Source organism: Ornithinimicrobium cryptoxanthini, assembly GCF_023923205.1.
Lineage (GTDB): Bacteria > Actinomycetota > Actinomycetes > Actinomycetales > Dermatophilaceae > Ornithinicoccus > Ornithinicoccus cryptoxanthini.
Genome location: NZ_CP099490.1, coordinates 2,679,195 through 2,705,542 on the forward strand (window position 1 = coordinate 2,679,195; position 26,348 = coordinate 2,705,542).

The window sequence follows — 26,348 nt, forward strand, 5'->3', positions numbered from 1 at the left end:
TCATGGACGAACTGAGTCAGCGCCTCAATCACCCCCGCATCATCAGCTTCCTCGACCGCGCCATCCGGCAGGGTGCCGCCAGCTGACTGCCGACCCTGCCGCCACCGACGCCTGGCCAGCGCACAATCCACGTCGTGTTCACCTGTCGTTCACCTCATGAGTCACATAGGCCTCGTGAGCATCAGTAGTTGCCGGAGACTGGTTCTTTATGGCGTTCTGGGGTAGTCTGGGTGAACAGTAGATGAACGCGAGGTGACCACCATGGTCAAGGTCCACAGCATCAAGGACAAGAGCAAGCAGGGACCGGTCTTGAGCTGGGTCGCGGTCCCCGACTCCGACGGCCGCATCCACATGGAGATGCGCTGGCACGTCCAGTCGAGGCGCCAGCACGGCCGCCGCAGGCACAGCGCCGCCTGACACTCTTCACCAGCGGAGAGGCCGCCCGATCGGGCGGCCTCTCTCGTGACTCTTGACACATCGATTATCGATGGTTATGTTTATCGATAACATCGATCATCGATAGGAGAGTCCAATGTCGACCAGAGTCCATCGCGTCACCGGGTGGGACCGTCCCAGCCAGATCATGCTCGAGGGTCTGCTGGTGGCGGTGATGCTGCTGGCAATAGTCTTCGGCGCCGTCACCCTCATCACTCTCTTCACCGACCGCGAGGTCGCGGTCCCGGTCGCTCTCACCGAGCAGCCTCTGGGCTCTGCGAGCGGCGCCACTCTCGCGACGACCGAGGGGGAGCTCACGCTGACCGAGGCGACCACCGGTCAGGTGCTGCTGGTGGCGGCGCCACTGGTGTTGGGGACCGCGGTGGTGACCGGCGCGGCATACTGCCTCCTCCTGGTCGTCAGGTCCCTGCGGACCGGCACGCCCTTCCATCGTCGCAACGCGCGACGGCTGATGACCGCCGCTCTGATCGTGCTCTTCGGGGGCGTGGTGGCGGGGATGGCCGACACCGTCGGCACGATGGCCCTGGCGATGGACGGTCAGGAGCTCCTGGGGGACGGCAGCCCGCTCGTGGCGAGTGCGTCACTGCCACTGGCGTTCGTCGGCATCGGCCTGCTCCTGCTGTGTCTCGCCGAGTTCTTCCGTCGGGGCACCCAGCTGGCCGAGGACGTCGAGGGACTCGTCTGATGACGCCGGCAGAGGTCGAGGACCGCGACGGCCACCGGATCGTGTCGCGCCTGGACGCCCTCCTGACCGACCGCGACATGACGCTGACCGAGCTCGCCGAACGAGTCGGGGTCACGGTGGTCAACCTGTCGGTCCTGAAGAACAACCGCGCCAAGGCGGTGCGGTTCTCGACGCTGACGGCGATCTGCGACGTCCTCGAGTGTGAGCCGGGGGACGTGCTCGGTCTGCGCCCCCGCTGATCTGGTCGACCCAACAACGACGTGGCCGGGCCCCCAGACGGGGACCCGGCCACTGCCGATCTCGCGCCATGTGAACGGCGCGGGTCAGCGATCAGGCGTTGTCGGCGTTCCCACCGTCGTGGGAACCCTCGTTGCCACCGCGACCGCGGCCACCGCGGCGGCGGCGGTTGCGACGCGGACGGTCGCGGCCCTCGGACTCCTCGCCCTCGGACTCGTCACCCTCGCTCGCGACCTCACCACCGGTCGTCCCCTCACCGTCGGTCGCCTCGTCGGCGTCGGTCGCCTCGTCGGCGTCCTCCGGTGCGGCCGGCACGTGTGCCGGGGCGGCGGGAGTGGTGTCCACCTCGGCCGGAGCCTCAGCGGCAGGTGCCTCGACCGAAGAAGCCTCGTCCGCCACCGGAGCGTCGTCCTCGGCGTCGCCGTTGTCGGCGACGACCGCGGCCAGCGAGAGCTTGCCGCGCGGGTCGACCTCCTTGAGCTCGACCTGCACCTTCTGGCCCACGGACATGACATCCTCGACGGCGTCGATGCGCCTGCCGCCGACGAGCTTGCGGATCTCGGAGATGTGCAGCAGCCCGTCCTTGCCCGGGAGCAGCGAGATGAACGCACCGAAGGTCGTCGTCTTCACGACGGTGCCCAGGAAGCGCTCGCCGATCTCGGGCATCTGCGGGTTGGCGATCGCGTTGACCGCCGCGCGAGCAGCCTCGGCCGAGGGACCGTCGGTGGCGCCGATATAGACGGTGCCGTCGTCCTCGATCGAGATGTCGGCGCCGGTGTCCTCCTGGATCTGGTTGATCATCTTGCCCTTCGGGCCGATGACCTCACCGATCTTGTCGACGGGGACCTTGACCGCGATGACGCGAGGAGCATAGGGGCTCATCTCGTCCGGCACGTCGATGGCCTCGTTCATGACGTCCAGGATGTGCAGACGGGCGTCGTGCGCCTGGGTCAGCGCGCCACCGAGCACGGAGGCGGGGATGCCGTCCAGCTTGGTGTCGAGCTGGATGGCGGTGACGAACTCCCGCGTGCCGGCGACCTTGAAGTCCATGTCACCGAAGGCGTCCTCAGCCCCGAGGATGTCGGTCAGGGCGGCATACTGCGTCTCGCCGTCGACCTCCACCGAGACCAGGCCCATCGCGATGCCCGCGACCGGGGCGCGCAGCGGCACACCGGCGTTGAGCAGCGACATCGTGGACGCGCAGACCGAGCCCATCGAGGTCGAGCCGTTGGAGCTCAGGGCCTCGGAGACCTGGCGGATCGCATAGGGGAACTCCTCGCGGGTCGGCAGGACCGGCATGAGGGCACGCTCGGCGAGCGCACCGTGGCCGATCTCGCGACGCTTCGGGGAGCCCACGCGACCGGTCTCACCGGTGCTGTAGGGGGGGAAGTTGTAGTTGTGCATGTAACGCTTGCGCGTCACGGGCGACAGGGTGTCCAGCTGCTGCTCCATGCGCAGCATGTTGAGTGTGGTGACACCCATGATCTGGGTCTCGCCGCGCTCGAAGATGGCCGAGCCGTGGGCGCGCGGGATGACCTCGACCTCGGCGCTCAGCGCGCGGATGTCGGCCAGGCCACGGCCGTCGATGCGGACCTTCTCCTTGATGATCCGCTCGCGGATCAGCTTCTTCTGCACGGCGCGGTAGGCCGCGTCGATCTCCTTGTCGCGACCGGCGAACGGCGCGTCCGGCTTCACGTCGGAGTCACCGGCAGCGTCCCAGTGCAGCCCGAGGAGGGTGCCCTTGGCGGCCGTCTTGATCTCGGAGATGCGGTCCTCGCGCTCCTGCTTGCCAGCGATCTGCAGCGCGGCGGTCAGGTCGGTCAGGACCTCGGACTCGACGGCGGCGTAGGCGTCGTCCTCGTAGTCCAGGAATCGCGGGAACTCCTGCACCTCCTTGGCGGCGTTGCCGGCCAGCTCGGACTGCGCCTTGCACAAGGTGGCGATGAAGCCCTTGGCTGCCTCGAGACCTTGGGCGACGATCTCCTCGGTCGGAGCGGTCTTGCCCATGGTGTTGACCAGGTCCCAGGTGGCCTCGGTGGACTCGGCCTCGACCATCATGATCGCGACGTCGTCGTTGCCGGAGTCGTCGGTGCCCACGACGCGGCCGGCCACGACCATGTCGAAGGTCGAGCGCGCGGCGTCACTGAAGTTCGGGAAGGCGACCCACTGGTCGTCGATCAGCGAGACGCGCACGCCACCGATCGGGCCGCTGAAGGGCAGGCCCGAGATCTGGGTGGACAGCGACGCGGCGTTGATCGCCAGCACGTCGTACTGGTGGTCCGGGTTCAGGGACAGGACGGTGATGACCACCTGGACCTCGTTGCGCAGGCCCTTGGCGAAGGTCGGGCGCAGCGGACGGTCGATCAGGCGGCAGGTCAGGATCGCGTCCGTGGACGGGCGACCCTCGCGGCGGAAGAAGCTGCCCGGGATCTTGCCCGCGGCATACATGCGCTCCTCGACGTCCACCGTCAGGGGGAAGAAGTCGAAGTGGTCCTTCGGGTGCTTGCTGGCCGTGGTGGTGGACAGCAGCATGGTGTCGTCATCGAGGTAGGCGGTGACGGATCCGCCGGCCTGCTTGGCCAGACGCCCGGTCTCGAACCGGACGGTGCGGGTGCCGAACGAACCGTTGTCAATGACGGCTTCGGCAAATGTGATCTCTGGACCCTCCATCGGGTCCTCCTTTTCTCTCTCTCAGCAGCTCGGAGCATCGTCGTTGTGCCCGGCTGTTTCCATCTTGGGTGAGGCACGTGACCCCACGGTGACGGGACCATGCCCGTCGGACGGGACTGGCCCGTCATACGCAAAAGAGCGGCTCCCGGGATGGGAGCCGCTCCCCTGCGAAACTTCAGCGGCGCAGGCCGAGACGCTTGATCAGCGCGCGGTAGCGCTCGATGTCGGTGGCCTCGAGGTACTTCAGCAGGCGCTTGCGACGACCGACGAGCAGCAGCAGGCCACGACGGCTGTGGTGGTCGTGCTTGTGCTGGCGCGAGTGCTCGGTGAGGTCAGTGATGCGCTGCGTGAGCATCGCGATCTGCACCTCGGGAGAGCCGGTGTCACCCTCGACGGTGGCGTACTCCTCCATGATCTGCTTCTTCACAGCAGTGTCCAATGGCATTGGCATCTCCTTGGTTCATTGCGCGGCGCTCCTGGGCTTGTCCACCAGGGCTCTCTGGATCCGCGGCCGGTCGTACGGCGAGGGCTAATCTATCAGCGCGGTGCCTCCCGGCACGAATCGCGCCGGCCGGGGTCACCAGCCACCGGTCTGTCCACCCGCTCGCATCTGCGGCAGACTTCATTGTATGACGCTCACCCAGTTCCCCGATGACTGGCAGACCGCGCTCTGTGTGGCGGCCCATCCAGATGATCTCGAGTACGGCACCGCCGCGGTGGTCGCCGGCTGGACCGCCGCCGGCAAGGACGTCAGCTATCTGCTCGTGACCCGCGGCGAGGCCGGGATCGACGGCATGCCGCCGGAGGAGGCGGCTCCGGCGCGCGCCCAGGAGGAGCGCGACGGCGCCGCGGAGGTCGGTGTGGACCGGGTCGACTTCCTGGACGAGTTCACCGACGGCACCGTGGAGTACGGCCTGCCCCTGCGCCGGGCGATCGCGGCGCAGATCCGCCGGGTCAAGCCCGAACTCGTCGTGGTGGGTTCGTTCGAGATGTTCTATCCCGGCGGCTTTGTCAACCAGGCCGACCACCGGGCGGTGGGGATGGCCACGGTGGATGCGTGCGCCGACGCGGGCAACCGCTGGATCTTCCCCGAGCTGATCGGCGAGGGGCTGGAGCCCTGGGGCGGGTGTCGCCATGTCGCCATCGCCGCGTCCACCCAGCCGACGCACTTCGTCGACGTCACGGAGACCTTCGACGAGGGTGTCGCTTCGCTCGAGGCACACCAGCTCTACAACAAGGGGCTCGGGCCCGACTTCCCGTCGCCCCGCGAGCTGCTGACGCAGATCCTCGGGATGGAGCACCTGCGCGACTATGGCGAGAAGGTGTGGGCCGCGCAGCTCATCAACCGTCGCTGACTGACTCAGGTGCGGCGCTGGCAGTTGCCGCACCAGAAGAGGTTGCGGCCGGCGACGACGCTGTGGCGCACGCGCGACCCGCAGCGTAGGCACGGCTCCCCCGCCCGCTGATAGACCGCGAACTCGCGCGGCACCTCCACCGGATCCCCCGCTTCGAGGTGTGCGCGCACGTCCTCCAGCACGTCGTCCAGGGTGATGATCGAGCCGGTCCGCACGCCCCAGGGCATCAGTGCGACCAGGTCGTCCCAGATGGTCTGCCAGGTGGCTCGCTTCAGGGTGCGCCCCGGGCGCAAGGGGTGCACCCGGTGACGCCAGAGCACCTCGCAGCGATAGATGTTGCCTACGCCGGCCACCACGGTCTGGTCCATCAGGAGCTCGGCCACGGAGCGCCCCGAGCCGGTGATGCGTGCATAGGCCACGTCCGGGTCCTGGTCAGGCTGCAGTGGGTCAGGGCCCTGGCGCCCCACCAGCCGGCTGACCTCAGCGGGGTCGACCACCTGGCAGGCCATCGGGCCCCGCAGGTCGGCCACGTGCTCCTCGCTCAGCAGCCGCAGCCGGACCGCACCGGCGACCTCCGGCTCCTCACCCGGCACGGGCAGCGGGAGCACGAACCACTTGCCGATCAGTCCCAGATGGACATAGAGCGTGCGCTCGTCGGCAAAGTCGACGAACAGCAGCTTGCCGTGCGCCCACGACCCCATCAGCTCGGTGCCGTCCAGCAGCGTCGCTCCGTCAGCAAAACGCCCCTGCGGACTGCTGACCTGTGGCGTGCTCTCGCCGAAGGCAGCGTCAATCGAGCCGGCCAACCGGTGCAATGTGTGTCCCTCGGGCATGGGCCTATCGTCACAGACCACCTTCCCCGCACCAGCGTGGTGGTGGCCAGGTCCGCCACGAGAGTGTTGGATACTTCCGTCCATGACGACGACGGAGGCGACGCCCCAGCACTCCGCCGAGCCCGACCACTCCGCCGAGGCCGAGCAGACGCCGTGGCTGCTGCGCGACCCGATCCGCACCGGTTTCCTCGCGATCCTGCTGCTGTCGCTGGCCGTGCGCTACAACATCCTGCGCGACAGCTTCTTCATCACCGACGACTTCATGCTGCAGAGCCGGGCGATGGATCACGAGCTGGGCTGGGACTACCTCACGCGGGTGCACACCGGCCACTTCGAGCCGATCGGATTCGGCTTCATGTGGCTGCTGACCCACCTGGCACCGTGGAACTGGACCGTGGCGATGCTCGCCATGCTGGTCGCCCAGGCCCTCGTGGCCATCCTCGTCTGGCGGATGCTCACCGAGCTGTTCACCCGTCGCGCCATGGTGCTGGTCCCGTTCGCGCTCTACTGCCTCACGCCCCTGACGATCCCGGCCTACACCTGGCTGTCCGCGGCGATCATCTGGCTGCCGCTGACCGCGGCCCTGGCGGGAGCGATCGCCAACCACGCGGTCTATCTGCGGTCCGGGCGGTGGGAGGACGCGGTGTGGGCCGTGTTCTGGTTCTGCTTCGGACTGGCCAGCTTCGAGAAGATCGTCATCTATCTGCCCTTCATCGCGGTCCTCAGCCTGGCGCTGTCCCCGACCGTGTCCCTCAAGGTGGGCGAGATCGTCGGCCTGGTCAGACGCACCTGGGTGGTCTGGGCCGGCTATGCCGCGGCGAGCGTGGCCTACCTGGTGATCTACCTGGACGGGTCGTCGCGGGCGGAGGCCAGCACCAATCTGGCGGTCCCGTCGCTCGAGCAGCTGAGTGAGTTCGTCTATCTCAGCCTCTTCAGGACCATGATCCCTGGATCGCTCGGCGGCCCGTGGGACTGGCAGCCGGCCAGTTATGCCGGAGCCATGGTCGACTCCCCCCGGCTGTTCGACTGGGTGTGCTGGATCGTCTTTGCTGCCATCGTCGTGGTCTCGCTGATCACCCGGCGCCGGATCGGCCGAGCCTGGGTCGCGCTGCTGGTCTATCTCGGAGGGTCTATCGCTGCGCTGGGGATCGGTCGGGTGGCCTACAGCGGCCCGCTCGCCGCCCTCGAGACCCGATACCTCGCCGACACCGTCGTGCCTCTGGTCGTGGTGATCGGCATGTGTCTGATGGCCCTCGACGACGAGCAGGATGCCTGGCTGCCGCAGGCGCGGCGCTGGGCGGCCGCGATCCCCCGGACGACCGTGGCCTGGACCGCTGGTGTTGCCTGCGCGCTGTGGCTGGCCCTGTCCCTGCACAGCGCCAACGGCTACGCCGAGTTCAGCGCTGCCAACCCCTACAAGAACTTCGTGAAGACAACCGAGGCATCCCTGCGCGAGCTCCCGGAAGGCGCCCAGATCTTCGACACCCCTCTGCCGGTCAACCTGCTGGGCCCACTCTTCATGGAATACAACGACGTCAGCCGGTTCGTGGCTCCCGTGGCCACCCCGGAGCAGCGTGCGGATCTGGCGACCCGAGAGTTCTTCGACACGCCCCTGATGCTGACGCCGGAGGGCACCTTCGAGCCGTTCCGTGTCGAGGGTTTCGCCTCGCCGGCGCCGCTGGAGGACCTGTGCGGGTGGCAGCCGGTCGACGGCCGCGCGGCCGTGCCGCTGACGGATCCCGCCTATCCCTGGGGCTGGGCGGTGCGCGTGGGCTACCTGTCGGACGGGCCGACGACCGGCACCATCCACCTGGGCGAGGCCTCCCAGGAGGTGGAGTTCAAGGCCGGGCTCGGTGAGGTCTTCGTGTCGATGGTCGCCGGTGGGTCCGAGGTCGTCATCGACGGCGTCGATGCTGACGTGAACATCTGCTTCGGTGACGCTCAGGTCGGCAACCCGGTCCCGGTCCCCGCGGAGTAGCGGCGCGCCTCAGGCGCTGGCCGCTGCCTGCGGAGCCGGCACTGTCTGCAGGACCCTGGCCTCGGGTCTGCCGGCCAGCGCGGGCGAGGCCTCGGGAACGCCCCAGACCTTCGCGCGGAGAAAGCCCAGGAATGCCTGCGCCTGCTCGGTGGTGTCGAACTCGAGGTCGACGACGACATAGTGCTCGTCGTCGACCGGTCGCCGAATCGACTCAGCGGTGACGCCGGCGGAGCGACGCGCGTCCGCGAATCGCGCGTACGCGGCGGCCCACGTGGCGAGGTCGGTGACGGGGTGCTCAATGTGGAGGGAAGGCATACCCCCGACGCTAGGGACAGTTCGCCCCGGCCGGCATCCCAAAAAGTTGGGTTTTCCATGCCCTACCCTTCGAAGGTGGAACACCCCGTCGAGCGCGCGGAGCGGGCCGCGCACCTCCGGCACCTGCGGCATACCGTCAGGTTCGACAGCTACGTCTGGCTGCTCACCGACCCCGTCACCTCCGTCGGTGCCTCGCCGCTCGCGGACGTGCCCTCGCTCCCCGACCTGCCCCGGCTGATCCGGCTCAAGTACCTCACCGAGGTCAACCGGTGGACCGCCCCGGACCAACCGGTGACCACACTCCGCCGCACCACCGGCGGGGACCGCGCGCTGAGCCTCGTATGGCGAGAGCTCCAGTCCTCCTACGACGTCGGGGACGTCGCCTCGCTCACCTTCCGCGACGACTACGGCACCTGGGGCTTCCTCGACCTGTGGCGCTCGGGAGACAGTGCGCGCTTCACGGACACAGAGGTCCGCGCGCTGGAGCGGGAGGTGCGGCCCGTCACCGGGGTGCTGCGACGGGCCGCCGCCCGCACGTTCGCGACCCCGGACCTCGGCGGCTCGCCGGCTGGAGCGGCGGTGCTCCTGCTCTCCCCGGACCTGGTGGTCCGTGCCCAGACCGCTGAGAGCGCCGCGATCCTGCAGGCGCTCCTTCCGACCGAGCCGGGGCGAAGTCCGGTGCCGGCCGCGGCCTACAACGTCGGCGCCCAGCTGCTGGCCCGCGAGGCGGGCGTGGACCCGAGCCCAGCCACCACCCGGGTTCACTCCCCGAGCGGCGCCTGGCTCACCCTGCGTGCCGCCCGGGTGGGCACCGATCACCCACACCACGGCAGCGAGCGGCCGGGCGCCGACGCCGACTCCGACATCGTCGTCACGATCGAGACAGCCACGCTGGCGGAGCGCGCCGACCTCTTCGCCCGCGCGCACGGGTTGTCACCACGGGAGACTGAGCTGCTCGGCCTGCTCCTCGGCGGGGCGGACACCCACACCGTCGCGACGCGTCTGCTGATCTCTGAGCACACCGTGCAGGACCACCTCAAGTCGGTCTTCGCCAAGACGGGCGTCCGCAACCGCCGCACCCTGCTGGCCCACGTCGCCGGTGGCCCGGACACCTCGTCAGCACCGGACAACCTGACCTAAGGCCGGGCGCGTGGGTCAGCCGGTGTTGCGCAGCCCCGCGGAGACGCCGTTGACGGTGATCAGCAGCGCACGCTGCAGCTCGTCCACGTGGTCGCTGTCCTCACCCTCCTCGCGAAGGCGCAGCAGCAGCTCGACCTGCAGGTAGGAGATCGGGTCGAGGTACTGGTCGCGCACCGCCAGGGACCTCTTCAGGACCGGCTGGTCGTCAAGCAGGTCGTCCTCGCCGGTGAGCGCGCGCAGCTCAGTGACCGTGAGGTCGAACTCGGCCCGGATGTCCTTGAAGACGTGGTGCAGCTCCTGCGGGACGAGCTGCTCGACATACAACGCAGCGATGTCCAGGTCGGTCTTGGCGACCGTCATCTCGACGTTGGAGACCACAGCGCCGAAGAAGTGCCACTGCTCCAGCATCTCCTGCAGCGTCTCGGTGTGTCCGGCCTCGCGCACCGCCCGCAGACCGGACCCCACGCCATACCAACCCGGGATGATCTGCCGGGTCTGGGTCCACCCGAAGACCCACGGGATCGCGCGCAACCCGTCCAGCCCCTTGCCCGCGTCGGGTCGCTTGCTCGGACGGGAGCCGATGTTGAGCGCCCCCAGCTGGTCCACCGGGGTCGCTGCCACGAAGTAGGCCGGCAGGTCCGGGTCCTGGATCAGGTCCTGATAGGTCTGGAAGGCGGTGTCCGAGGCGGCGTCCATCACCTCGCCCCAGCGGCGCAGCTGGTCGGCAGTCGAGCGAGACTCCTGGTGCAGGGCCGAGGCGCGGAGCACGGCGGCGAGGGCAAGCTCGAGGTTCTCCTTGGCAAGAGCGGGCAGGGAGTACTTGTCGGAGATCACCTCACCCTGCTCGGTGAACTTGATCTCGCCCTCGAGCACGCCCCACGGCTGGGCCATGATCGCCTCGTAGGTCGGACCACCACCGCGCCCGACCGAGCCACCCCGCCCGTGGAACAGGCGCAGGCGCACCCCGTGCTCGGCCGCGACGTCGCGCAGCGCGCGCTGGGCCTGGTGGATGCTCCACTGGCTGGTCAGCACGCCGGCCTGCTTGTTGGAGTCGGAGTAGCCGAGCATGACCTCCTGCACGTCGCCGCGCAGCCGGACGAGCTCGCGATAGGCAGGGACACTCAGCAGCGTGTCCACAAGCTCCGCGGCACCTCGCAGCTCGTCGACCGTCTCCAGCAGCGGTGCGAACCCGACGTGCGCGAAGGCCTCGATGCCATCAGCCACTCCGTGCATATCGAGCAGCCCAGCCTCGCGGCCGAGCACGACGGCGGCCAGGATGTCGTCAGGCCCCTGGGTCATCGAGATGATGTAGGTCTCGATGACCTCGGGGCCATAGGTTGCGATCGCATCGGAGATCGCGTCAAAGACGGCCAGGGTCTGGGACCGGGGCGCGGCACGGGTCAGCAGAGGCCGGGGAGAGTCCAGCTCGGCCGAGAGGATGGCGAGCCGCTCGCTCCGGTCAGCGTCGGCATACGCCTTGCCCAGACCACCGACCGCGTCGAGCATCTCCCCCACCGCGGCATGGTGGTGCTCCGCGTGCTCCCGGACGTCGAGCGTCGCCAGGTGCAGCCCGCTGCCGGCCAGCGTCTGGGTGACGCGGGCGAGGGTGCCGTCAGCCACCAGGTCACCGCCGTGCTTGCGCAGCGAGTCCGCGACCAGGTCGAGATCGTCCAGCAGCTCGGTGGTGGTGGCGTAGTCGCGACCGGGTTCGTGCGGGTGGGCCTCCAGCACGCGCCGCTGGGTGTTGAGCAGCTTGGCCTTGATGCAGGTGAGCTTGAGGCGGTAGGGCTCGGCGGCGTTGAGCTCCTTGACGCGCGGGTCCAGCCCCGGCAGGTTGCTCAGGTCCCTGGCCAGCGAGGTCTCCAGCTCGGGCTCCACCTCGACGATGACGGTCGAGTTGGACAGGCTGGAGATGAGGATGTCGATCATCCCCAGAGCCAGCTTCACCGCGTGCTGGTGCTGCAGCTTGAGCACGTCGGCAGTGACCTCCGGCGTGACGAACGGGTTGCCGTCGCGGTCGCCGCCGATCCAGGAGCCGAAGCGCAGCGGCGGGTGACGGCGGTCGATCGGCACATCGTGCTGCTCGAGGAGGTCAGCAAGGTCACCCAACAGGTCCGGGACGGTCTCAGCGAGGACCTCGTCCAGGTAGTACATGGCGTTGCGCGCCTCGTCCATCGGGGTCGGCCGGTTCTGGCGCAGCTCGTCGGTCTGCCAGATCAGGTCGATCAGTTCGGCGAGCCTCCGGTCCTGGCGGCGCCGGGCGACGGTGTCGGACTCGGTGGTGACGGCCAGCTCGTCCGAGAGTCGGCGGATTTTGGTCAGCACCGAGCGGCGGCTGGCTTCCGTCGGGTGCGCGGTGAAGACAGGACGGACGTCCAGCTCGCTGATCGCACTTCTCAGCAGGTCGGCTCCACCGGTCTCAGCGATGGCGGCGACCGTGCTCGCCAGCCAGCCCTGCCCCTCGGCACGGTCGGTCAGCGAGCGGACCCGGTGCACCTGCTCGGCGGCGTTGGCCAGGTGGAAGTACTCCGCAAAGGCACGCACCAGGTCAGTGGCCACCTCCAGCGGCAGGTTGCCGAGCAGGTCTCGCACGGCCGCCGCGGCCTGGGCGTCACCGGCCTTGCCGGCCTTGGTCTGCAGCCGCACCTCCTCGACCCGGTCGAGCAGCTCCTGCCCGTGGTGCCGGACCAGGGACTGGCCTAGGAGGGTTGAGAGTCGGCGCACGTCGGCGCGCAGTTCTGGGCTGATGGGATCCTGGCTCACGCAGAGAGCCTAACGACCGGGACGGACAGGGGAGTGCGGCGACCCTTCGGGAAACGGTGCCTAGAGCAAGCCCTGAGTGGGTGGCGGTGAGGCCGTTCGATGAGAAAGTTTTCATGAGAATGCCTCTCACCTTGGGCTGTCAGAGTATGAGACATGAAGACGACCAACCGCACCCTGACAGCCACACTCGCCCTGACTCTCGCTCTGGGACTGGCCGCGTGTGGGACCGACGACACCCCCAGCATCTCCACCGCTGGGCAGCCTGCCGGCGAGGCCTCGAGCGAGGCCACCACCGACAGCACCGCTGATGACACCACCGCCAGCGACACTGCAGAGGAGAACACCGGCGACGACAGCGCCGCGGCCACCGATGCCGGCGCGACCGACGACCTGACTGCCGCGGCACTAGCCGCGATCGCGACCGCCGAGGCCGAGACCGGTGGCACTGCTTATGAGATCGATGACCAGGACGACGACGGCACCTGGGAGGTCGACGTTCGCGTCGACGACCGCTCCGTGGAGGTCACGGTCTCCGCTGACGGCGCCACGGTGGTGAACACCGATGACGATGACGACCTGGACAGCGACGACCGCGCGGCCCTCGACGCTGCCACGATCACGCTGCCCGAGGCCATCGAGATCGCCATCAACGAGGCCGGCGGGGTCCTGGACGACGCCGAGCTGGAGACCGACGACGGCCAGCACGGCTGGGACGTCACCGTCGACACCGACGCCAAGGACGACGTCGACGTGCTCGTGTCGGTCACCGGCGAGGTCCTCAAGGTCGACAACTGATCATCGACCGGATCCGTCTCTGACGGCTCACGACACCCGGAGAGCCCGAACCCACCTGTGGGTTCGGGCTCTCGCTCTCTGTCTCATGTGGGTCTTGCCTCGTTGGTATGCCGGGCACCCGCCCGGCGGATCACCTCCGGACAAGCCGCTCATCAGTTGGCGCGGTTGGCGCCTGAGGGACAGGAGCGTGAATCCCCTGGTCAGAGCGCCGCCGCCCCACTGTCAGACGTCTGTTCTAAAGTGATGGGTAGTTGGAGAACTTGGTTCGTCTGGGAGAGGGGGTAGTGATGTCGACCGAAGTGTTGGCCGACCGGTTGGAGCGGTTGTTGAGCGCTGCTCCTGGGCTGGAGCTGGGTCGTGGCGGGCTGTGGCGTGGGTCCTGGCCGTTGCCGCCGATCGTGCCGGAGGCAGCGGCCGCGACACCGCTGTCTGACGACGCACCACAGCCCGACGACGCGGCCCCGCGGCCTGCCGACGCGACACCACCAGAGGACGCTGAGCGGCGGTTGCGGGCCTCGTTGGCTGACCTGGGTGTGGCCGCTGAGGCGGCGGAGGCGTTGACGCGTGCGTCGTTGGCGTGTGCGACGGTCGCGGGCCCATCCGGCTCCGAGGCGGGGCGGGAGCATCTGGAGGCACCGCGGTTGCTGGAGCATGGCAGTGACCTGCTGGGTGCGATCGAGTCCCTCACCGCGGCCGCGGGGCACCTGGAGTCGGTCGTCCTGTCCGCGGCGAAGCAGTTGACGTGGGTGCACGGCAAGTTGCTGCTGGGCGAGAAGGGCGCGACCAGCCCAGAGGAGCTCTCGGCCTCTCAGAAAGAGAAGTGGCGCTCTCGGGCGAAGTCCAAGGCCCGCACTGACATCGAGGCAGGGATCGGGTGGGGTGAGGGCGAGGTCCGTGACCTGGTCGCGGTCGCTAACGCCGCGGTTGAGGTCGCCGGCCCGGTCCAGCACAGCCTGCGGATCGGGGAGTCGTCCTGGCGGTTGGTCCGCAGTTACTACCGGGCCTGCACCGGCATGGACCACGAGGACGGGGCCGCGATCGCCAACGGCTTCTTCGGCGCCGACCCGGGCGCTGCGGTCACCGAACGCCTCGACTCTGCCGGGGCGTTTCTGGGTGGCCCGTGGCGGCACAAGGAGTTCCACCGGGCCCTGAAACGCGAGATCGCCCGGGTCAACGCCCAAGACCCCGAAAAGCAGAAAGAGGCTGACGCCGCCGCGAAAGCCAACGCCGACACCCACCTGATGCTCGATGAGAACGGCACCGGCACCTTCATGATCGGGACCACCCCACTAGAAGGGACCGCGATCAACGAACGGATCGACGCCGCCGCCCGTAGGGCCCGCGCACTGGGCGACCCACGCAGCCAGCGTCAGCTGCGGTGCGCGATCGCGACCGCGTTGCTGCTGAAAGGGACCGTCGACCTCTCGGCCATTCCCGACGACCCGGACCAGGTCACCGTCGAACAGTCCGAGCAGCTGGCCCGGGTCCTGTCCGGGCTACCGGCCGCCACCCTGGACGTCATCGTCCCCCTCACCACCCTCCTCGGCACCGACCCCGCAGGGACCCCGATCCCAGCAGCGTTCGCCGCCCAGCGCGGCACCACCGACAGCACCGAAGGTCACGAAGGTCCCGGCGGGCCGGGCTGCACCTGCACCTGCACCTGCGGCGCCAGCGGCACCGCGACCGGCTCGTCCACCACGACGACATCGGGTGCCGCCGCGACGGCAGGCTCCGGCGACCCACCAGGTCCGGGCCTGGGGGGACAACCCTGTCCCGACCCCGCCGCTCACACCCCGAGCCACCCTGACCACCCTGACGCCGACCCCGGTGCTCACGCCCCGAGCCACCCTGACGACCCTCACGACGCTGACGCCGACCCTCACGACCCTGATGCCGATGAGGATGACCCTTACGGCTTGGTCGATGAGCAGATCCGCATCCCGGATGTCGGTGTCGGTGAGATCGTCGGGCGCGACTCACTGTTCCTGTCCCCGACACAGGTGCGTGAGCTGGCCCTGGTGCCCGGTTCGACGCTGTACCGGTTGCTGACCGACCCGGCCACCGGCCGGTGTGTAGAGCGCTCGATCACCGCCTACCGCTTCGATGCGGCGATGCGCGCCCAGATCATCGCCGCCGACCGGTTCTGCCGCGCTCCCGGCTGCGTCAAACCCGCCAAGACCTCCCAGCTGGATCACGTCCAGGAGTACGGCACCACCGGTGGCCACACCTGTGAGGCCAACGCGATGGCCCTGAGCACTACCCACCACGACAAGAAGACCAAGAAAGACGTCGACGCGATCATCAACGCCGACCGTGACGTCACCTGGACGACGTTGTTGGGGCGGATCTACACGACCAAGGCCTTCGATTACAACCAGTACACCAAGCTGCTGACCGCGGCGAAGACCCAGATCGACCAGGAGATCGCCGCCGGGGCGACGAAGGCGGAGGCGATTGACGCCGCGATCTACCAGGCGTTGTCTTACCGGCCCCCCGGCTCACCCTTCGAAGCCCGCGAAGACAGTCCTGGGTTCGAGGACGACTTCACCGGCTGGGACCAGATCACCCTGACCCACACCAGCCCCGACGGACAACGGGCCTACCGCCCCGCCCCCGACACCACCCGAGCCGAACACGAGCGCCATAGGGCTACCCGCAGGGACCACGACGACGCGCCCACAGACGCCGACTCCGATCAGCCGAACCATGTGGAGCAGCACGACCGCGGGCAACACGACGGCGGCACCGGACGCGGACCCTGGTCCGACCCCCACGACGACCCACCACCCTTCTAACCCAAGAGCGACGCCACCTCGGCAACGCCTCTCCATCTCACTCTCCGGGGACCGGAGTTGAGCGGTCCGCGAGTGCCTCCCAGATCCGGCGAGCGGCTGGAGCAGCGATCTCCCCGCCGAACCCGCCCTGCTCGACAACCACCACGACGGCATACTCCGGTGCGGTCGTCGGACCGTAGGAGGCATACCAGGCCGTCGACTTCTTGCCGAGACTCTCGGCCGATCCAGTCTTGCCTGCCACGGGATAGGCCTCCAGGTCGAACGTGGCGAACGCCGCTGCACCGGTGCCGATCGTGTTGACACCCTGCAGCCCGGACCGCACGATCTCCAGCGCTTCCGGGCTCACCCCGATGTCCCCGGCTGCAACCGGCTCGACGTCCTCCACGAGCGTGCCTGCGGGAGTGCGGATCTCGTCGACCACCTGCGGCTCCCAGAGGGTCCCGCCATTGGCGATCGCAGCATAGATGACGCCCATCTGCAGCGGCGTCACCGCGACGTCGCCCTGCCCGATCGAGAAGTTGACGGCGTCGCCGGGACGGTACTGCCAGCCGTCGACGCAGTTCTCCCGCGCCAGCTGCTCGAGGAACTCGCGCCGCTCCTGGTCGGCCACCTCCGGATAGCCCGAGTCGGCGCGGGCACAGGTCTCCTCGCGGGTGGCCTCCCAGTAGGCACGCTTCCACTCCCGGCTCGGCACCCGCCCGATCGCCTCACCCGGCAGGTCCACGCCGGTGGGTCGTCCGAGCCCGAAGTCCTCGGCCGCGATCACCCACGGGTCGGTCAGGTCCGAGTCCTGCTCCAGCCCGCCCTGTCTGCGCCACTCGTCATAGGCCCACCCATAGAAGGCCGTGTCGCAGGAGACCTCCATGATCTGCTGCAGCGTCAGGTTGCCATGCGCCTGTGACTCAAAGTTGCTGAACTGGCGTCCACCGATGTTGACCGAGGCCGGGCAGGCATACTCCCGGTCGGGGTCGACCCCGCTGTCCAGCGCCGCCGGGAGGGACACGGCCTTGAAGGTCGAGGCCGGCGGGAAGGTCTCCCCCACGACCCGGTTGCGCAGCGGTTGACCGGCGGCGTCACTGGTCAGCTCGTCAAACTGCTCCTGGGTCACGCCGGTGGTCCAGACCGAGGGGTCGTATGTCGGCAGGCTGGCGGCGGCGACCACGCCGCCGGTGCGCACCTCAAGCACCACAGCGGCGGCCGACTCCGCTGGCCACCCACGGGCCCGAGAGATGTTCACCGTGCTCACCAGGGTGCGTTCGACCTCAGCCTGGAGGTCGGGGTCCAGGTGGGTGATCAGGTCGTGACCGCTGACCGGATCGCTGTGATCGAGCTGCCCGGTGACCACACCCCGCGGATCCACCGTGACCGTGGTCAGCCCGGGGGTGCCCCGCAGCGCTGCGTCATAGCTGGACTCCAGACCGGCCCGGCCCACGAGGTCCTGGGCGGTGAGCTGCTCGTCGGCGTCGACCTCCGGCTGGGTGGGACGCCCCAGATATCCCAGCAGGTGTGCGGCGTTGATGGACCCCGCCAGATAGGTGCGGACCGGTCGGGTGTCGACGGCCACGCCGGGGAAGGCCTCGGGACGCTCGAGAATCGCCAGGGCAGACACCGGGTCGACGTCGAAGGCGATGGGGATCGGTTGGTAGGGCGACCCGGAGAAGCAGGAGGGCGCGGGTGGCGCGCCCTCGCTCCCGCAGACCCGGGTCCGCCCCCACAGCGACTCCACCGGCAGGTCCAGGCTGGCGGCCACCGACTCGATGAGGGCGCGACCCTCGTCGTCGGACTCCAGGACCGTCTCGGGGTCGATGGTGACCACGGCGGTGGGGTCGTTGGCCACCAACGCGGTGCCGTCGGTGGCCAGGATCCGCCCGCGGAGTGCGGGTTCGCTGATCTCGCGGCTGCTCACCTCGGCCGCTGCGACCGCGAGCTCTGTGTGGTTGATCAGCTGCAGGTCCACCAGACGACCCGCCAGCACGCTGCCGAGCAGGAGGGCTACCGCAACCAGGCCCCAGAGCGGACGCAACGACCGGCGCCGACGCGCCACCGGCGGGCTGATCTGCGGCCGCGGGACACGGATCTGCGCCCGCCCGCCCCTGCGCATCACGCCCACCCTCGGCTCACCAGGACACGTTCGACGCCGAGGAGCAGCGGCAGGAGCAGGAGTGCGAAGAGTGCCGTGGCCGCCACCGACCAGAGGAGGTCCGCCGGGTGGGCAACGCCGACACCGGCTGCAGCCACCAGCCCACGGATCCCCTGAACCACCGCGGCCCCACCGACCGCGGCGACCCACGGCACCAACGGCGACCACGGCAACCATGTCCTGGCGAGGCCGACCAGCATCCCGGCGAAGGCATAGCTCAGCGCCCCGGCCCCTAGCGGCTCACCGCCAGGCGGCACCAGGTCGACCAGCCAGCCTCCGGCCAGTCCGACGAGCACCCCGGTCCACGGCCCGTGCACCAGGGCGGCCACCGCGACCACGAGGAGCACCAGGTCGGGCCGGCCCGGCATGCCGCTGGGGAACAGGACTGGCACGAGCACCGCGACGAGCAGCAGCACCGCGCGGGTCAGCACCGCCGGTAGCCTGCTCATGAGCCGGACTCCTCACCGAGCAGGACCACGGCCAGCAAGTCGAGGGTGTCAGCGTCCACGAACGGTCGGACCACGGCCGTGCGACCGAGCTGTCCGTCGTCGGGGTCGACCGAGGCGACAGTGCCGAGCGGGATGCCCGCGACATACGGGATGGAGTCCGGGCTGCCCAGCGTGGTGACGACATCGCCGACCTCGATCTCGCTGTCCCCCAACGCGGTCAGGGTGAGCTGACCCGGTGGACGCGCGGGCAGCCCCGGGACGGGACGTCCGTCGACCGAGCCCAGCGCACGAGCAGCGCCGAAGCGCACGCCGACGACGACGTCCGAACCCCCCAGGACGACCACCTCGGCACTGGTGGGTGCGGTGCGCACCACCCGGCCGACGAGCCCGTCGGAACTGATGACTGTCTGGTCGCGGGTGACACCGTCCTGCTCCCCTGCATCGATGGTGACCGTGCGGCCACCGACGGGTGCGCTGTCGGAGGAGAACCCGACCACCCGGGCGGGCAGGAGGCGGTGCCCACCCCACCCGGCGGCCGACTGCTCGAGCTGCGACAGCTGACCAGCGGTCGACAGCTCCGCCTCCAGCTCCTTGACACGGGCATCGAGCGCGTCACGCTCCCGGGTCACCTCGGTGAGCCGGTCGTCGGTCCACCCGGTCATCGCCGACTGGACGGGGGCAAAGACGGTCGCCGAGGCACGACGCAGGGGCTCGGTCACAGCCGGTCGGGCAAGGTCGGCCAGCATCACCAGCATGGTCAGGGCCAGCAGCGCGGCGACGAGGACGGTCCGGCCACGCCCCGACGGCGCTCCCCCCGCGCCAGCACCTGTGTCCACAGGCGCGATGATACGGAAGGGTCCTTGCTGCGTGGTAGACACGAGGGCGCGCTCGGTCAGCTGTGGGTGCCGGACTACCTGCGGCGGGGGCCGACCAGCACGCGCTCGAGCGCCGCGAAGTCATCGACGCACGCACCGGCGCCGCGGATCACGGCGCGGGTGGGGTCGTCGGCCACGCGCACCGGCACCCCGAGCTCGCGGCGCAGACGCTCGTCGAGGCCGCGCAGCAGTGCCCCTCCACCGGTGAGCACGATCCCGTTGTCGAGGACGTCGCCGGACAGCTCGGGGGGGCAGATGTCGAGCACCGCCTTGACGACGTCGACAACCTGCAGGACCGGCGGCTCGATCATCCGGCGCACCTCGGTCGAGGTCAGCGTGACCGTGCGCGGCAGACCGGTGCCCAGCACGCGGCCACGCACTCGCATGTCCAGCTCCTCCGTGAGGGGGTATGCCGAGCCGATCGTCACCTTGATGTCCTGGGCTGATCGTTCGCCCAGGAGCAGGTCGTGGGTGGCCCGCACCCCGGCCACGATCGCCTCGTCCACCTCGTCACCACCGACCCGCAGGCTGCGGGCGTTGACGATGCCGCCGAGACTGATCACGGCGACCTCGGTCGTGCCGCCGCCGATGTCCACGACGAGGCTCGCGGTCGCGTCGTGCACCGGCAGCCCCGCCCCGATGGCGGCGGCCATCGCCTCCTCCAGCACGAACACGCGCCGCGCACCAGAGTGCATCGCGGTGTCCTCGAGAGCCCGGCGCTCGACCGGGGTCACGCTGCTCGGCACACACACCACCATCCGGGGCCGGACCAACCGTGAGATCCGCAGCTGCTGGATGAAGTGGCTCAGCATCGACTCGGTCAGGTCGGCGTCGGTGACCACCCCGTCGACCAGGGGATGCACCGTCACGACCGACGCCGGTGTGCGGCCGAGCATCTCGACGGCGTCCTGACCTGCGGCCACCAGCTGCCCGCTGGTCGAGTCGACGGCCACCAGGGTTGGCTCGTCCAGCACGACGCCGCGGTCCTGTTGGTGGATCAGGGTGTTGCTCGAGCCCAGGTCGAGGGCCAGGTCACGACCCAGCAGGCTCAGTCCCCATCCGTTGCTCACGCGGTCGATCGTATGCGAGGGTTCCTGCCATGGACCCCTTCCCGCGCCTGGTGTCCGAGACCGTGACAGCGATGATCACTGCCGCGTGGCCCACGACGCCCGAGGAGTCGCAGGAGTGGCTGAGGCACCACGGGATCGACCCGGACACCGCCACCGAGCGAGCCCCGCGGGGCCTCAGTGGCAACTGGGACCGCGCCCGGACACTCGGCTGGGGCAGCGCGGACTCCGGCTGGGGCACCTTCCGGGGCGAGTTCGTCGGAGCAAACTGGTTCCTGTGGCGGGGGTCCTCCTCCGATGAGGTGATGGCCGCGGCCCATGCGTTGGCCGACCTCCTGACGCAGGCACACGGCGCACCGACGGAGGCGACCGAGTCCACGGAGCACGGCGGCACGTGGCTGTGGCAGCTGCCGGATCACGTGATCGACATGTACGCCTACCACGGACTCACCCGACCAGATGGTTTCCCTGCGGGCGATGCCTGCGTGCAGCTCCACGTCGACCTGCGCGAGCGCGCCGAGGCGCAGGAGGAGCACGCCCGGGCTCACCCTGCCGAGCGCCCCGCGCCCCTCACACCACCCGATCAGTAGAGGAACATCGGCTTGCCGCGCACGTGGCGGACCGTGGGACGGTAGTGCGGCGCGTCATACAGCTCATCGACGTCGACCCGCTTGACCCCCTCGCCGGTGACCGAGATCGGCACGCTGGAGTAGGAGCCGTTGCGCAGCGCGACCATCCGCCCGGTCGAGCCGTCGAGGGCCAGGTCAGCGGCCATCACCGCATAGTTCGTGGCCACCATGAGGTCCAGCGAGTCCGGTGATCCGGAGCGCATCAGATAGCCCACCTGCTGATAGACGATGCCCTCGCCCGTGCGCTCCTTGATCAGCTCTCCGGTGAGCTGCCCGATGCCGCCCAGCTTGCGGTGTCCGTAGGCGTCGGCCTCACCGGTGAGCATCATCGCCCCGCCCGCCAGGGTCGCCCCCTCCGAGATGGTGACCATCGAGTAGTTGGACGGGTTCTTGGCCTTGTCGGCCATCAGCAGTTCGCAGACCCGGTCGATGTCGAAGGGCACCTCCGGGATCAGCGCCCGGTCCACGCCAGCCAGGTAGGCGGTGATCAGCGACGTCTCCCCGGAGTAGCGGCCGAACAGCTCGACGACCGCGATCCGCTCGTGCGAGCCGGTCGAGGTGCGCAGGTTGTGGATGAACTCCACCCCGCGCGTCACGGCCGTGGAGAAGCCGATGCAGTAGTCGGTCCCGTTGACGTCGTTGTCCATCGTCTTGGGGATGGCGATGGTCGGCACGCCCTCCTGATGCATCCGCAGACCGTAGGAGAGCGTGTCGTCGCCACCGATCGGGATCAGCACGTCGATGCCGGCGTGCTCGATGACCTTGAGCGCGTGCGCGGTCAGATCGTGCGGCCCGTCGCCGCTGACCGAGTCAGCCAGGAAGTCGGGGACGTCCACGGCGCTGACCCTGCCGGGGTTGGTGCGCGAGCTGTGCAGGAACGTCCCACCGCTGCGATCCACCTTGCGCACCACGCCGGGGTCGAGAGTGATCAGGTGGTCCGCCACCGAGGCAGGATCGTCGGGGTTGGTGTTGAGCAGCCCGCCCCAGCCGCGGCGGATGCCCACGACCTCGTGGCCCTCCTCGTGCACCCGATTGACGACCGCCTTGATGCACGGGTTGAGCCCAGGGACGTCGCCGCCCCCCGTGAGTATGCCGATGCGCACGTCGACCTGCCTCCTGACCTCAGTGGGTGGCCAGCTCTGGCCACCTCCCGTCGAGCCTACCGAGACGGGAGTGGGCTCGTGGAGAAGAGTCGGGTCCCGGACGCTCTCACCGGCTGCGGCGCCACCAGGCGTAGGCCGCGAGGGACAGGGCCGCGACCCCCAGGGCACGCGCCGCCCTGGGTCGGACCCGAGACCGGTCGTCCGGATGGACACGTGCCCGAGCCGGATGGGTCGAGGACCCGACGGGCGGCACGTCGAGCTCGATGTCAGCGACCAGGACGAGCTGGGGCTCGTCGTCGATGCCGGGCACTCGACGACCGCCCAGCCACACGGTCCGCAGGTCCTGGCCCTCGATGTCGAGCACCGCGATGTTGTTGTCGAACCACGGGCCGGCGACATCCCGCCATCGCAGGGGCGGATCGGGCACCCGGGCGGACCGCGCGAGCGCCGCGCCGAGCGGACGGGCGATGCCGTGTGCCACGAGCGCGAACGCGGCTCGCATCACCACCGGCATCGGGTTGCGGACCGGTGAGCAGACCAGCTGCAGGATCCGGGAGCCGCCGGTGCGCACCACCTCGGTGATGTAGGAGTGGTGCACGTCCCCGGACAGGAAGACCACCGAGGCCGGCGCGGTGCCCCGCCGTCCGTCGGCCACCTCCGTCACCATCGCGGCCACCCGCTCGAAGGACGCATGGAAGGCGGCCCAGTGCTCCAGGTCGAGCTCCTGCCTCAGCCACTCTCCGGGACGACGCCAGCGAGGGCCCCAGGCGCCGGCCACCACCGCCTCGTCCCAGGCCTCCAGGTGATGGATCCCCCGGGGGAGCAGGTAGGGCAGGGAGGTGCCGATCACGAGGTGCTCGACGTCACCGGTCAGCTGCTCGTCCAGCCACGACATCTCCGCCTCGTCGAGCATCGCCCGGTGCTCGGGGTCGAGGTTGCGCGCGGCGCGGGAGTCGACCACCACCAGGTGGGAGGAACCTCCCAGTGGGTGGGTGTAGGACCACCGGTAGGACAGCGGGTCCCGGTCGGCCCGCTCGGCGAAGGCGTCCACCGCGTCGGTGAGATCGACCTCCCGCCCGGGATGCTCGGCCTGCCGGCGCTGCAGCTCGTGCCACAGCGGGTCGCCTGCCCGGGCCGACACCGACAGGTTGCCCAGGTGCTGGTAGACCCAGTAGGACCCGAGCCCGGCGACCACCCGCCCGTGCCACCAGGAGGTCTGCTCCATCTCCTCGCGCCAGGCCAGCGAGGTGTTCCAGTCGTCCCGGATGTCATGGTCGTCGAAGATCATCAGGCTGGGCAGCCAGGAGAACAGCCAGCGCAGGGGCGGCTCGGTCCAGGCGAGCTGGTAGAGGTGGGCGTACTCCTCGTAGTCGGCCAGCTCCGCGCCAGGTTCCTCCTGCAGGCTGCGCCGGGAGGCGATGAACTCCCGCATCGCAGCGCTCGTGGAGTCGGCGTAGACCTGGTCGCCCAGGAGCAGGAGCAGGTCCGGTTCGACGCCGAGCGGCCCGGGCTCTCCCGCGCGCAGGGACAGGGCGTAGGTGCGGAGGGCGTCCACCCCGTGGCTGGTCTCGTGGACCAGGTCGTGCGGCACGCTGGTGCGGCACGAGCCGAACGCCAGCCGCACCGGGCCGCCTGGCGGGCTGGTCGCCAGGTGCGGCGCGGGGAACGGGTCCGCCGGCTGCGGCCAGACCACCTGGTCATCGAGGAGCACCTGGTATGCCGACCGCTCACCCGGATGCAGGCCGGTCACCTCGACCAGGGCGTAGTGGTGACCGTGGACGCCGAAGGTGGGCGCCCGCCATCCCTGCTCCCCGTCGCGCCCCGGCAGCCGGACGGTGACCACGCCCGCAGCGGCCGTCTCGACCCAGATGGCCGCGCTGTCACCGTCGACATGGCGCACCATCGGTCCCAGAACGAGCAACGTCTCCACGCCTCCCAGTCTGGTGGGCTGCGGGCGCGGAGGCCACCCGGCCCTCGATAGGATGCCTGAGCCCGCCTAGGGAGGGACCAGATGACCGCACCCACGGCATACACCATGACCGCGGAGCACCGCAGGGTCTTCATCGGGCTGATGCTCGGCATGTTCGTCGCCTCGATCAGCCAGACCATCGTCGGTCCGGCGATGCCGCGGATCGTGGCCGAGCTGGGCGGCATGGACCACTACAGCTGGGTCGCGACCGCGGCCATGCTGGTCTCGGCGATCGTGGTGCCGATCGTCGGCAAGCTCTCGGACATGTTCGGGCGGCGCGAGTTCTATCTGGCGGGCCTGGTCATCTTCATGGTCGGCTCGGTCATCTCCGGCCTCGCTCCCAACTTCTGGACGCTGGTCGCCGGGCGGGCCGTGCAGGGCCTGGGGATGGGCACCCTCATGCCGTTGTCGCAGACCATCATCGGGGACATCATCCCGGCGCGGCAGCGCGGCAAGTACCAGGGCCTGATGGGTGCGGTCTTCGGCGTGACCTCGGTGGCCGGACCGATTGCCGGCGGGTTCATCACGGACGCCTGGGGGTGGCGCTGGCTGTTCTTCGCGGCGTTGCCCGTGGGCGTGGTCGCCGTCTTCATCATCAGCCGCTTCCTGCGTCTGGACCACGAGCCGACCCGCGGCCGGATCGACGTCCTGGGCATCGTGACGCTCACCCCCGCGCTGGTCGCGATCCTGCTGGCGACGTCCATGGCGGGCACGACCTATCCGTGGGGCTCGCCGGTCATCCTCGGCCTGTTCGCGGTGGGCGTGATCCTCCTGGTCAGCTTTGCCGTGGTGCAGACCCGCGCCGAGAACCCGCTGCTGCCGTTGGGGATGTTCCGCAACAGCATCTTCACCTGGTCCAACATCGCGGCGTTCGGGTTGGCGATGGTGATGTTCGGGGCCATCATCTATGTCCCGGTCTTCGCGCAGGGGGTGCTGGGCGTCAACGCCACCGAGTCCGGTCTGATCCTGATGCCGATGATGCTGGGCCTGATCGTGGTCGGCATCGTGACCGGATTCCTGGTCACCAAGACCGGCCGTTACAAGGAGTTCATGCTGCTCGGGGTGGCGGTCGTCGCGATCGGGCTGTGGATGCTGACCCGTCTGGGCGTGGAGTCCTCCGAGTGGGAGCTGGCCGCCTCGACCGCGGTCATGGGCACCGGTCTCGGCCTGGCGATGCAGCAATACACCCTGGTCGTGCAGAACGCCGTCCCACGCTCTGCCCTCGGGGTCGCCACCGCGGCCCTGCAGTTCTTCCGCAACGTCGGCAACACCGTCGGCGTCGCCATCTTCGGGTCGGTGATGACCGCCGGCCTGGCGGGCGCGATCGCCTCCCACCTGCCGGTGGACGTTGTCGACGAGATGGGCGACCAGCTCCAGGACATCGACGCCGGCGCCGCCCTGGACCCTGCCGCCACGGTGGGTCTGTCGCCGGAGGTGCTCGCGGCGATTCGTGCGGGCCTGTCTGACCAGCTGCACGACGTCTTCCTGCTCGGGCTGCCGATCATGGTGGTGGTCTTCCTGGCCACCCTCGGCATCAGAGCAATCCCGCTGCGGGACACCGTGCACACTGGGGAAGAGGCCCAGCGGGAGTACCTCGACACCATGGCGCACGGGGCGCCGGCGGAGAGCTATGTGCCCGGGTTGCGGCACGAGGACGTCGGAGCCCGCACGCGCGAGCGGGTGCTCGGGATCCAGCTCGCGCTGCTGTCGCGGCAGGCCGGTCAGCAGGACCGCCCCTTCCTGACCCGGGCCGTCGCCGAGCTCGGTGAGGGTGACCTCGAGCGCGGGCGCCAGATGCTGCACCGCGCGGCGCTGATGCTCACCAGCGACGACGAGAAAGAGGCCGCCGCGGCCGAACGGTTTGCGGTCGAGCTCGGTCGCCGGGCCACCGCCTCGGGCGGGTTGCTCAGCGATCGGCTGCGCCAGGATCTGGCGGTGAGCGCGGCTGAACGCAGCCGCGACGAGGTGCTCTCGACCATTGAGCCGACGGTCGCCGAACGGCACACGGCCGTCGACCTGACCCAGGTGCGTCAGGCGGCCAGTGAACTGTCAGCCGCCCTGCTCGTGGATCTCGCTCCCGAGGCCGACGACTAA

21 protein-coding genes are annotated in these 26,348 nt (G+C 69.6%); 10 read left to right on the top strand and 11 right to left on the bottom strand.

Translation table 11 applies throughout. The annotated features are described in order from the left end of the window. The first annotated feature begins 252 nt into the window (after positions 1-252). The 3 genes from NF557_RS12350 (at position 253) to NF557_RS12360 (ending at position 1,380) form a co-directional block, all read left to right on the top strand. The gene (locus NF557_RS12350) at positions 253-417 is read left to right on the top strand and encodes a hypothetical protein (RefSeq protein WP_252619779.1); all 165 of its coding nucleotides are present in this window, start codon (positions 253-255) and stop codon (positions 415-417) included. Positions 418-532: 115 nt separating this feature from the next. Further along, positions 533-1,141, top strand: a complete 609-nt coding sequence (locus tag NF557_RS12355) for a DUF2975 domain-containing protein (protein ID WP_252619780.1) — start codon at positions 533-535, stop codon at positions 1,139-1,141. After that, complete coding sequence (locus tag NF557_RS12360) at positions 1,141-1,380, top strand: helix-turn-helix domain-containing protein (protein WP_252619781.1); 240 nt, start codon at positions 1,141-1,143, stop codon at positions 1,378-1,380. Before NF557_RS12355 ends, NF557_RS12360 begins: the two co-directional genes overlap by 1 nt. A gap of 91 nt (positions 1,381-1,471) precedes the next feature. On the opposite strand, the gene NF557_RS12365 is transcribed toward NF557_RS12360, so the two are convergent. Both NF557_RS12365 and rpsO read right to left on the bottom strand, forming a co-directional pair. Continuing rightward, positions 1,472-4,048 carry a polyribonucleotide nucleotidyltransferase gene (locus NF557_RS12365; protein ID WP_252619782.1) on the bottom strand — a complete coding sequence of 859 codons (2,577 nt, stop codon included), beginning with the start codon at positions 4,046-4,048 and terminating at the stop codon, positions 1,472-1,474. A gap of 175 nt (positions 4,049-4,223) precedes the next feature. After that, positions 4,224-4,493, bottom strand: coding sequence for a 30S ribosomal protein S15 (rpsO, locus tag NF557_RS12370; RefSeq protein WP_252619783.1), 270 nt, complete (start codon positions 4,491-4,493; stop codon positions 4,224-4,226). Positions 4,494-4,677: 184 nt separating this feature from the next. Here rpsO and NF557_RS12375 point away from each other — a divergent pair, with 184 nt between their 5' ends. After that, a complete protein-coding gene (locus NF557_RS12375) occupies positions 4,678-5,403 on the top strand; it encodes a PIG-L deacetylase family protein (protein WP_252619784.1) in 726 nt (241 codons plus the stop codon). Between the two features lie 5 nt (positions 5,404-5,408). Here the strand turns inward: NF557_RS12375 and NF557_RS12380 are convergent, their stop codons facing one another. Continuing rightward, entirely contained in the window at positions 5,409-6,236 is an 828-nt protein-coding gene (locus tag NF557_RS12380; protein ID WP_252619785.1) for an Fpg/Nei family DNA glycosylase, read from the bottom strand. An 82-nt stretch (positions 6,237-6,318) separates the two neighbouring features. On the opposite strand from NF557_RS12380, the gene NF557_RS12385 reads away from it, so the two are divergent. Next, on the top strand, positions 6,319-8,214 hold the full coding sequence (locus tag NF557_RS12385) for a hypothetical protein (RefSeq protein ID WP_252619786.1): 1,896 nt from the start codon (positions 6,319-6,321) through the stop codon (positions 8,212-8,214). Between the two features lie 9 nt (positions 8,215-8,223). Here the strand turns inward: NF557_RS12385 and NF557_RS12390 are convergent, their stop codons facing one another. Beyond that, positions 8,224-8,529, bottom strand: coding sequence for a hypothetical protein (locus tag NF557_RS12390; RefSeq protein ID WP_252619788.1), 306 nt, complete (start codon positions 8,527-8,529; stop codon positions 8,224-8,226). Positions 8,530-8,604: 75 nt separating this feature from the next. Here NF557_RS12390 and NF557_RS12395 point away from each other — a divergent pair, with 75 nt between their 5' ends. After that, entirely contained in the window at positions 8,605-9,669 is a 1,065-nt protein-coding gene (locus NF557_RS12395) for a helix-turn-helix transcriptional regulator (protein ID WP_252619790.1), read from the top strand. 15 nt (positions 9,670-9,684) lie between these two features. Here NF557_RS12395 and ppc read toward each other — a convergent pair whose 3' ends face one another. After that, positions 9,685-12,432 carry a phosphoenolpyruvate carboxylase gene (gene ppc / locus NF557_RS12400; RefSeq protein WP_252619792.1) on the bottom strand — a complete coding sequence of 916 codons (2,748 nt, stop codon included), beginning with the start codon at positions 12,430-12,432 and terminating at the stop codon, positions 9,685-9,687. A gap of 153 nt (positions 12,433-12,585) precedes the next feature. Between ppc and NF557_RS12405 the strand changes: the two genes are divergently transcribed. After that, the gene (locus NF557_RS12405; RefSeq protein ID WP_252619794.1) at positions 12,586-13,227 is read left to right on the top strand and encodes a PepSY domain-containing protein; all 642 of its coding nucleotides are present in this window, start codon (positions 12,586-12,588) and stop codon (positions 13,225-13,227) included. A gap of 287 nt (positions 13,228-13,514) precedes the next feature. Further along, complete coding sequence (locus NF557_RS12410; RefSeq protein ID WP_252619796.1) at positions 13,515-16,022, top strand: HNH endonuclease signature motif containing protein; 2,508 nt, start codon at positions 13,515-13,517, stop codon at positions 16,020-16,022. A gap of 37 nt (positions 16,023-16,059) precedes the next feature. Here NF557_RS12410 and mrdA read toward each other — a convergent pair whose 3' ends face one another. The 4 genes from mrdA to mreB form a co-directional block, all read right to left on the bottom strand. Beyond that, complete coding sequence (mrdA, locus tag NF557_RS12415) at positions 16,060-18,123, bottom strand: penicillin-binding protein 2 (protein ID WP_252619798.1); 2,064 nt, start codon at positions 18,121-18,123, stop codon at positions 16,060-16,062. Then, positions 18,123-18,611, bottom strand: coding sequence for a rod shape-determining protein MreD (gene mreD / locus NF557_RS12420; RefSeq protein ID WP_252619800.1), 489 nt, complete (start codon positions 18,609-18,611; stop codon positions 18,123-18,125). Before mreD ends, mrdA begins: the two co-directional genes overlap by 1 nt. Continuing rightward, a complete protein-coding gene (gene mreC, locus NF557_RS12425; protein ID WP_252619802.1) occupies positions 18,608-19,447 on the bottom strand; it encodes a rod shape-determining protein MreC in 840 nt (279 codons plus the stop codon). Before mreC ends, mreD begins: the two co-directional genes overlap by 4 nt. A gap of 74 nt (positions 19,448-19,521) precedes the next feature. Beyond that, positions 19,522-20,556 (bottom strand): rod shape-determining protein, encoded by a 1,035-nt coding sequence (mreB, locus tag NF557_RS12430; RefSeq protein WP_252619804.1) that lies wholly within the window; start codon positions 20,554-20,556, stop codon positions 19,522-19,524. A gap of 29 nt (positions 20,557-20,585) precedes the next feature. On the opposite strand from mreB, the gene NF557_RS12435 reads away from it, so the two are divergent. Beyond that, a complete protein-coding gene (locus NF557_RS12435) occupies positions 20,586-21,143 on the top strand; it encodes a hypothetical protein (RefSeq protein ID WP_252619806.1) in 558 nt (185 codons plus the stop codon). Here the strand turns inward: NF557_RS12435 and NF557_RS12440 are convergent. Continuing rightward, entirely contained in the window at positions 21,137-22,285 is a 1,149-nt protein-coding gene (locus NF557_RS12440; RefSeq protein ID WP_252619808.1) for a 6-phosphofructokinase, read from the bottom strand. The two genes, NF557_RS12435 and NF557_RS12440, sit on opposite strands and share 7 nt — an antisense overlap. Before the next feature lie 106 nt (positions 22,286-22,391). After that, positions 22,392-24,215: an alkaline phosphatase D family protein gene (locus NF557_RS12445; protein ID WP_252619810.1), complete on the bottom strand. Its 1,824-nt coding sequence runs from the start codon at positions 24,213-24,215 to the stop codon at positions 22,392-22,394. An 81-nt stretch (positions 24,216-24,296) separates the two neighbouring features. On the opposite strand from NF557_RS12445, the gene NF557_RS12450 reads away from it, so the two are divergent. Then, on the top strand, positions 24,297-26,348 hold the full coding sequence (locus NF557_RS12450; protein WP_252619812.1) for an MDR family MFS transporter: 2,052 nt from the start codon (positions 24,297-24,299) through the stop codon (positions 26,346-26,348).

What these genes read in the sequence shown, in the direction of transcription:
- mreD (WP_252619800.1), bottom strand. Translation starts at nt 18,611, where the DNA reads ATGAGCAGGCTACCGGCGGTGCTGACCCGCGCGGTGCTGCTGCTCGTC.
- NF557_RS12360 (WP_252619781.1), top strand. Translation starts at nt 1,141, where the DNA reads ATGACGCCGGCAGAGGTCGAGGACCGCGACGGCCACCGGATCGTGTCG.
- NF557_RS12390 (WP_252619788.1), bottom strand. Translation starts at nt 8,529, where the DNA reads ATGCCTTCCCTCCACATTGAGCACCCCGTCACCGACCTCGCCACGTGG.
- NF557_RS12385 (WP_252619786.1), top strand. Translation starts at nt 6,319, where the DNA reads ATGACGACGACGGAGGCGACGCCCCAGCACTCCGCCGAGCCCGACCAC.
- NF557_RS12435 (WP_252619806.1), top strand. Translation starts at nt 20,586, where the DNA reads ATGGACCCCTTCCCGCGCCTGGTGTCCGAGACCGTGACAGCGATGATC.
- NF557_RS12375 (WP_252619784.1), top strand. Translation starts at nt 4,678, where the DNA reads ATGACGCTCACCCAGTTCCCCGATGACTGGCAGACCGCGCTCTGTGTG.
- NF557_RS12380 (WP_252619785.1), bottom strand. Translation starts at nt 6,236, where the DNA reads ATGCCCGAGGGACACACATTGCACCGGTTGGCCGGCTCGATTGACGCT.
- NF557_RS12450 (WP_252619812.1), top strand. Translation starts at nt 24,297, where the DNA reads ATGACCGCACCCACGGCATACACCATGACCGCGGAGCACCGCAGGGTC.
- NF557_RS12365 (WP_252619782.1), bottom strand. Translation starts at nt 4,048, where the DNA reads ATGGAGGGTCCAGAGATCACATTTGCCGAAGCCGTCATTGACAACGGT.
- NF557_RS12410 (WP_252619796.1), top strand. Translation starts at nt 13,515, where the DNA reads ATGTCGACCGAAGTGTTGGCCGACCGGTTGGAGCGGTTGTTGAGCGCT.
- NF557_RS12405 (WP_252619794.1), top strand. Translation starts at nt 12,586, where the DNA reads ATGAAGACGACCAACCGCACCCTGACAGCCACACTCGCCCTGACTCTC.
- mrdA (WP_252619798.1), bottom strand. Translation starts at nt 18,123, where the DNA reads ATGCGCAGGGGCGGGCGGGCGCAGATCCGTGTCCCGCGGCCGCAGATC.
- rpsO (WP_252619783.1), bottom strand. Translation starts at nt 4,493, where the DNA reads ATGCCATTGGACACTGCTGTGAAGAAGCAGATCATGGAGGAGTACGCC.
- NF557_RS12355 (WP_252619780.1), top strand. Translation starts at nt 533, where the DNA reads ATGTCGACCAGAGTCCATCGCGTCACCGGGTGGGACCGTCCCAGCCAG.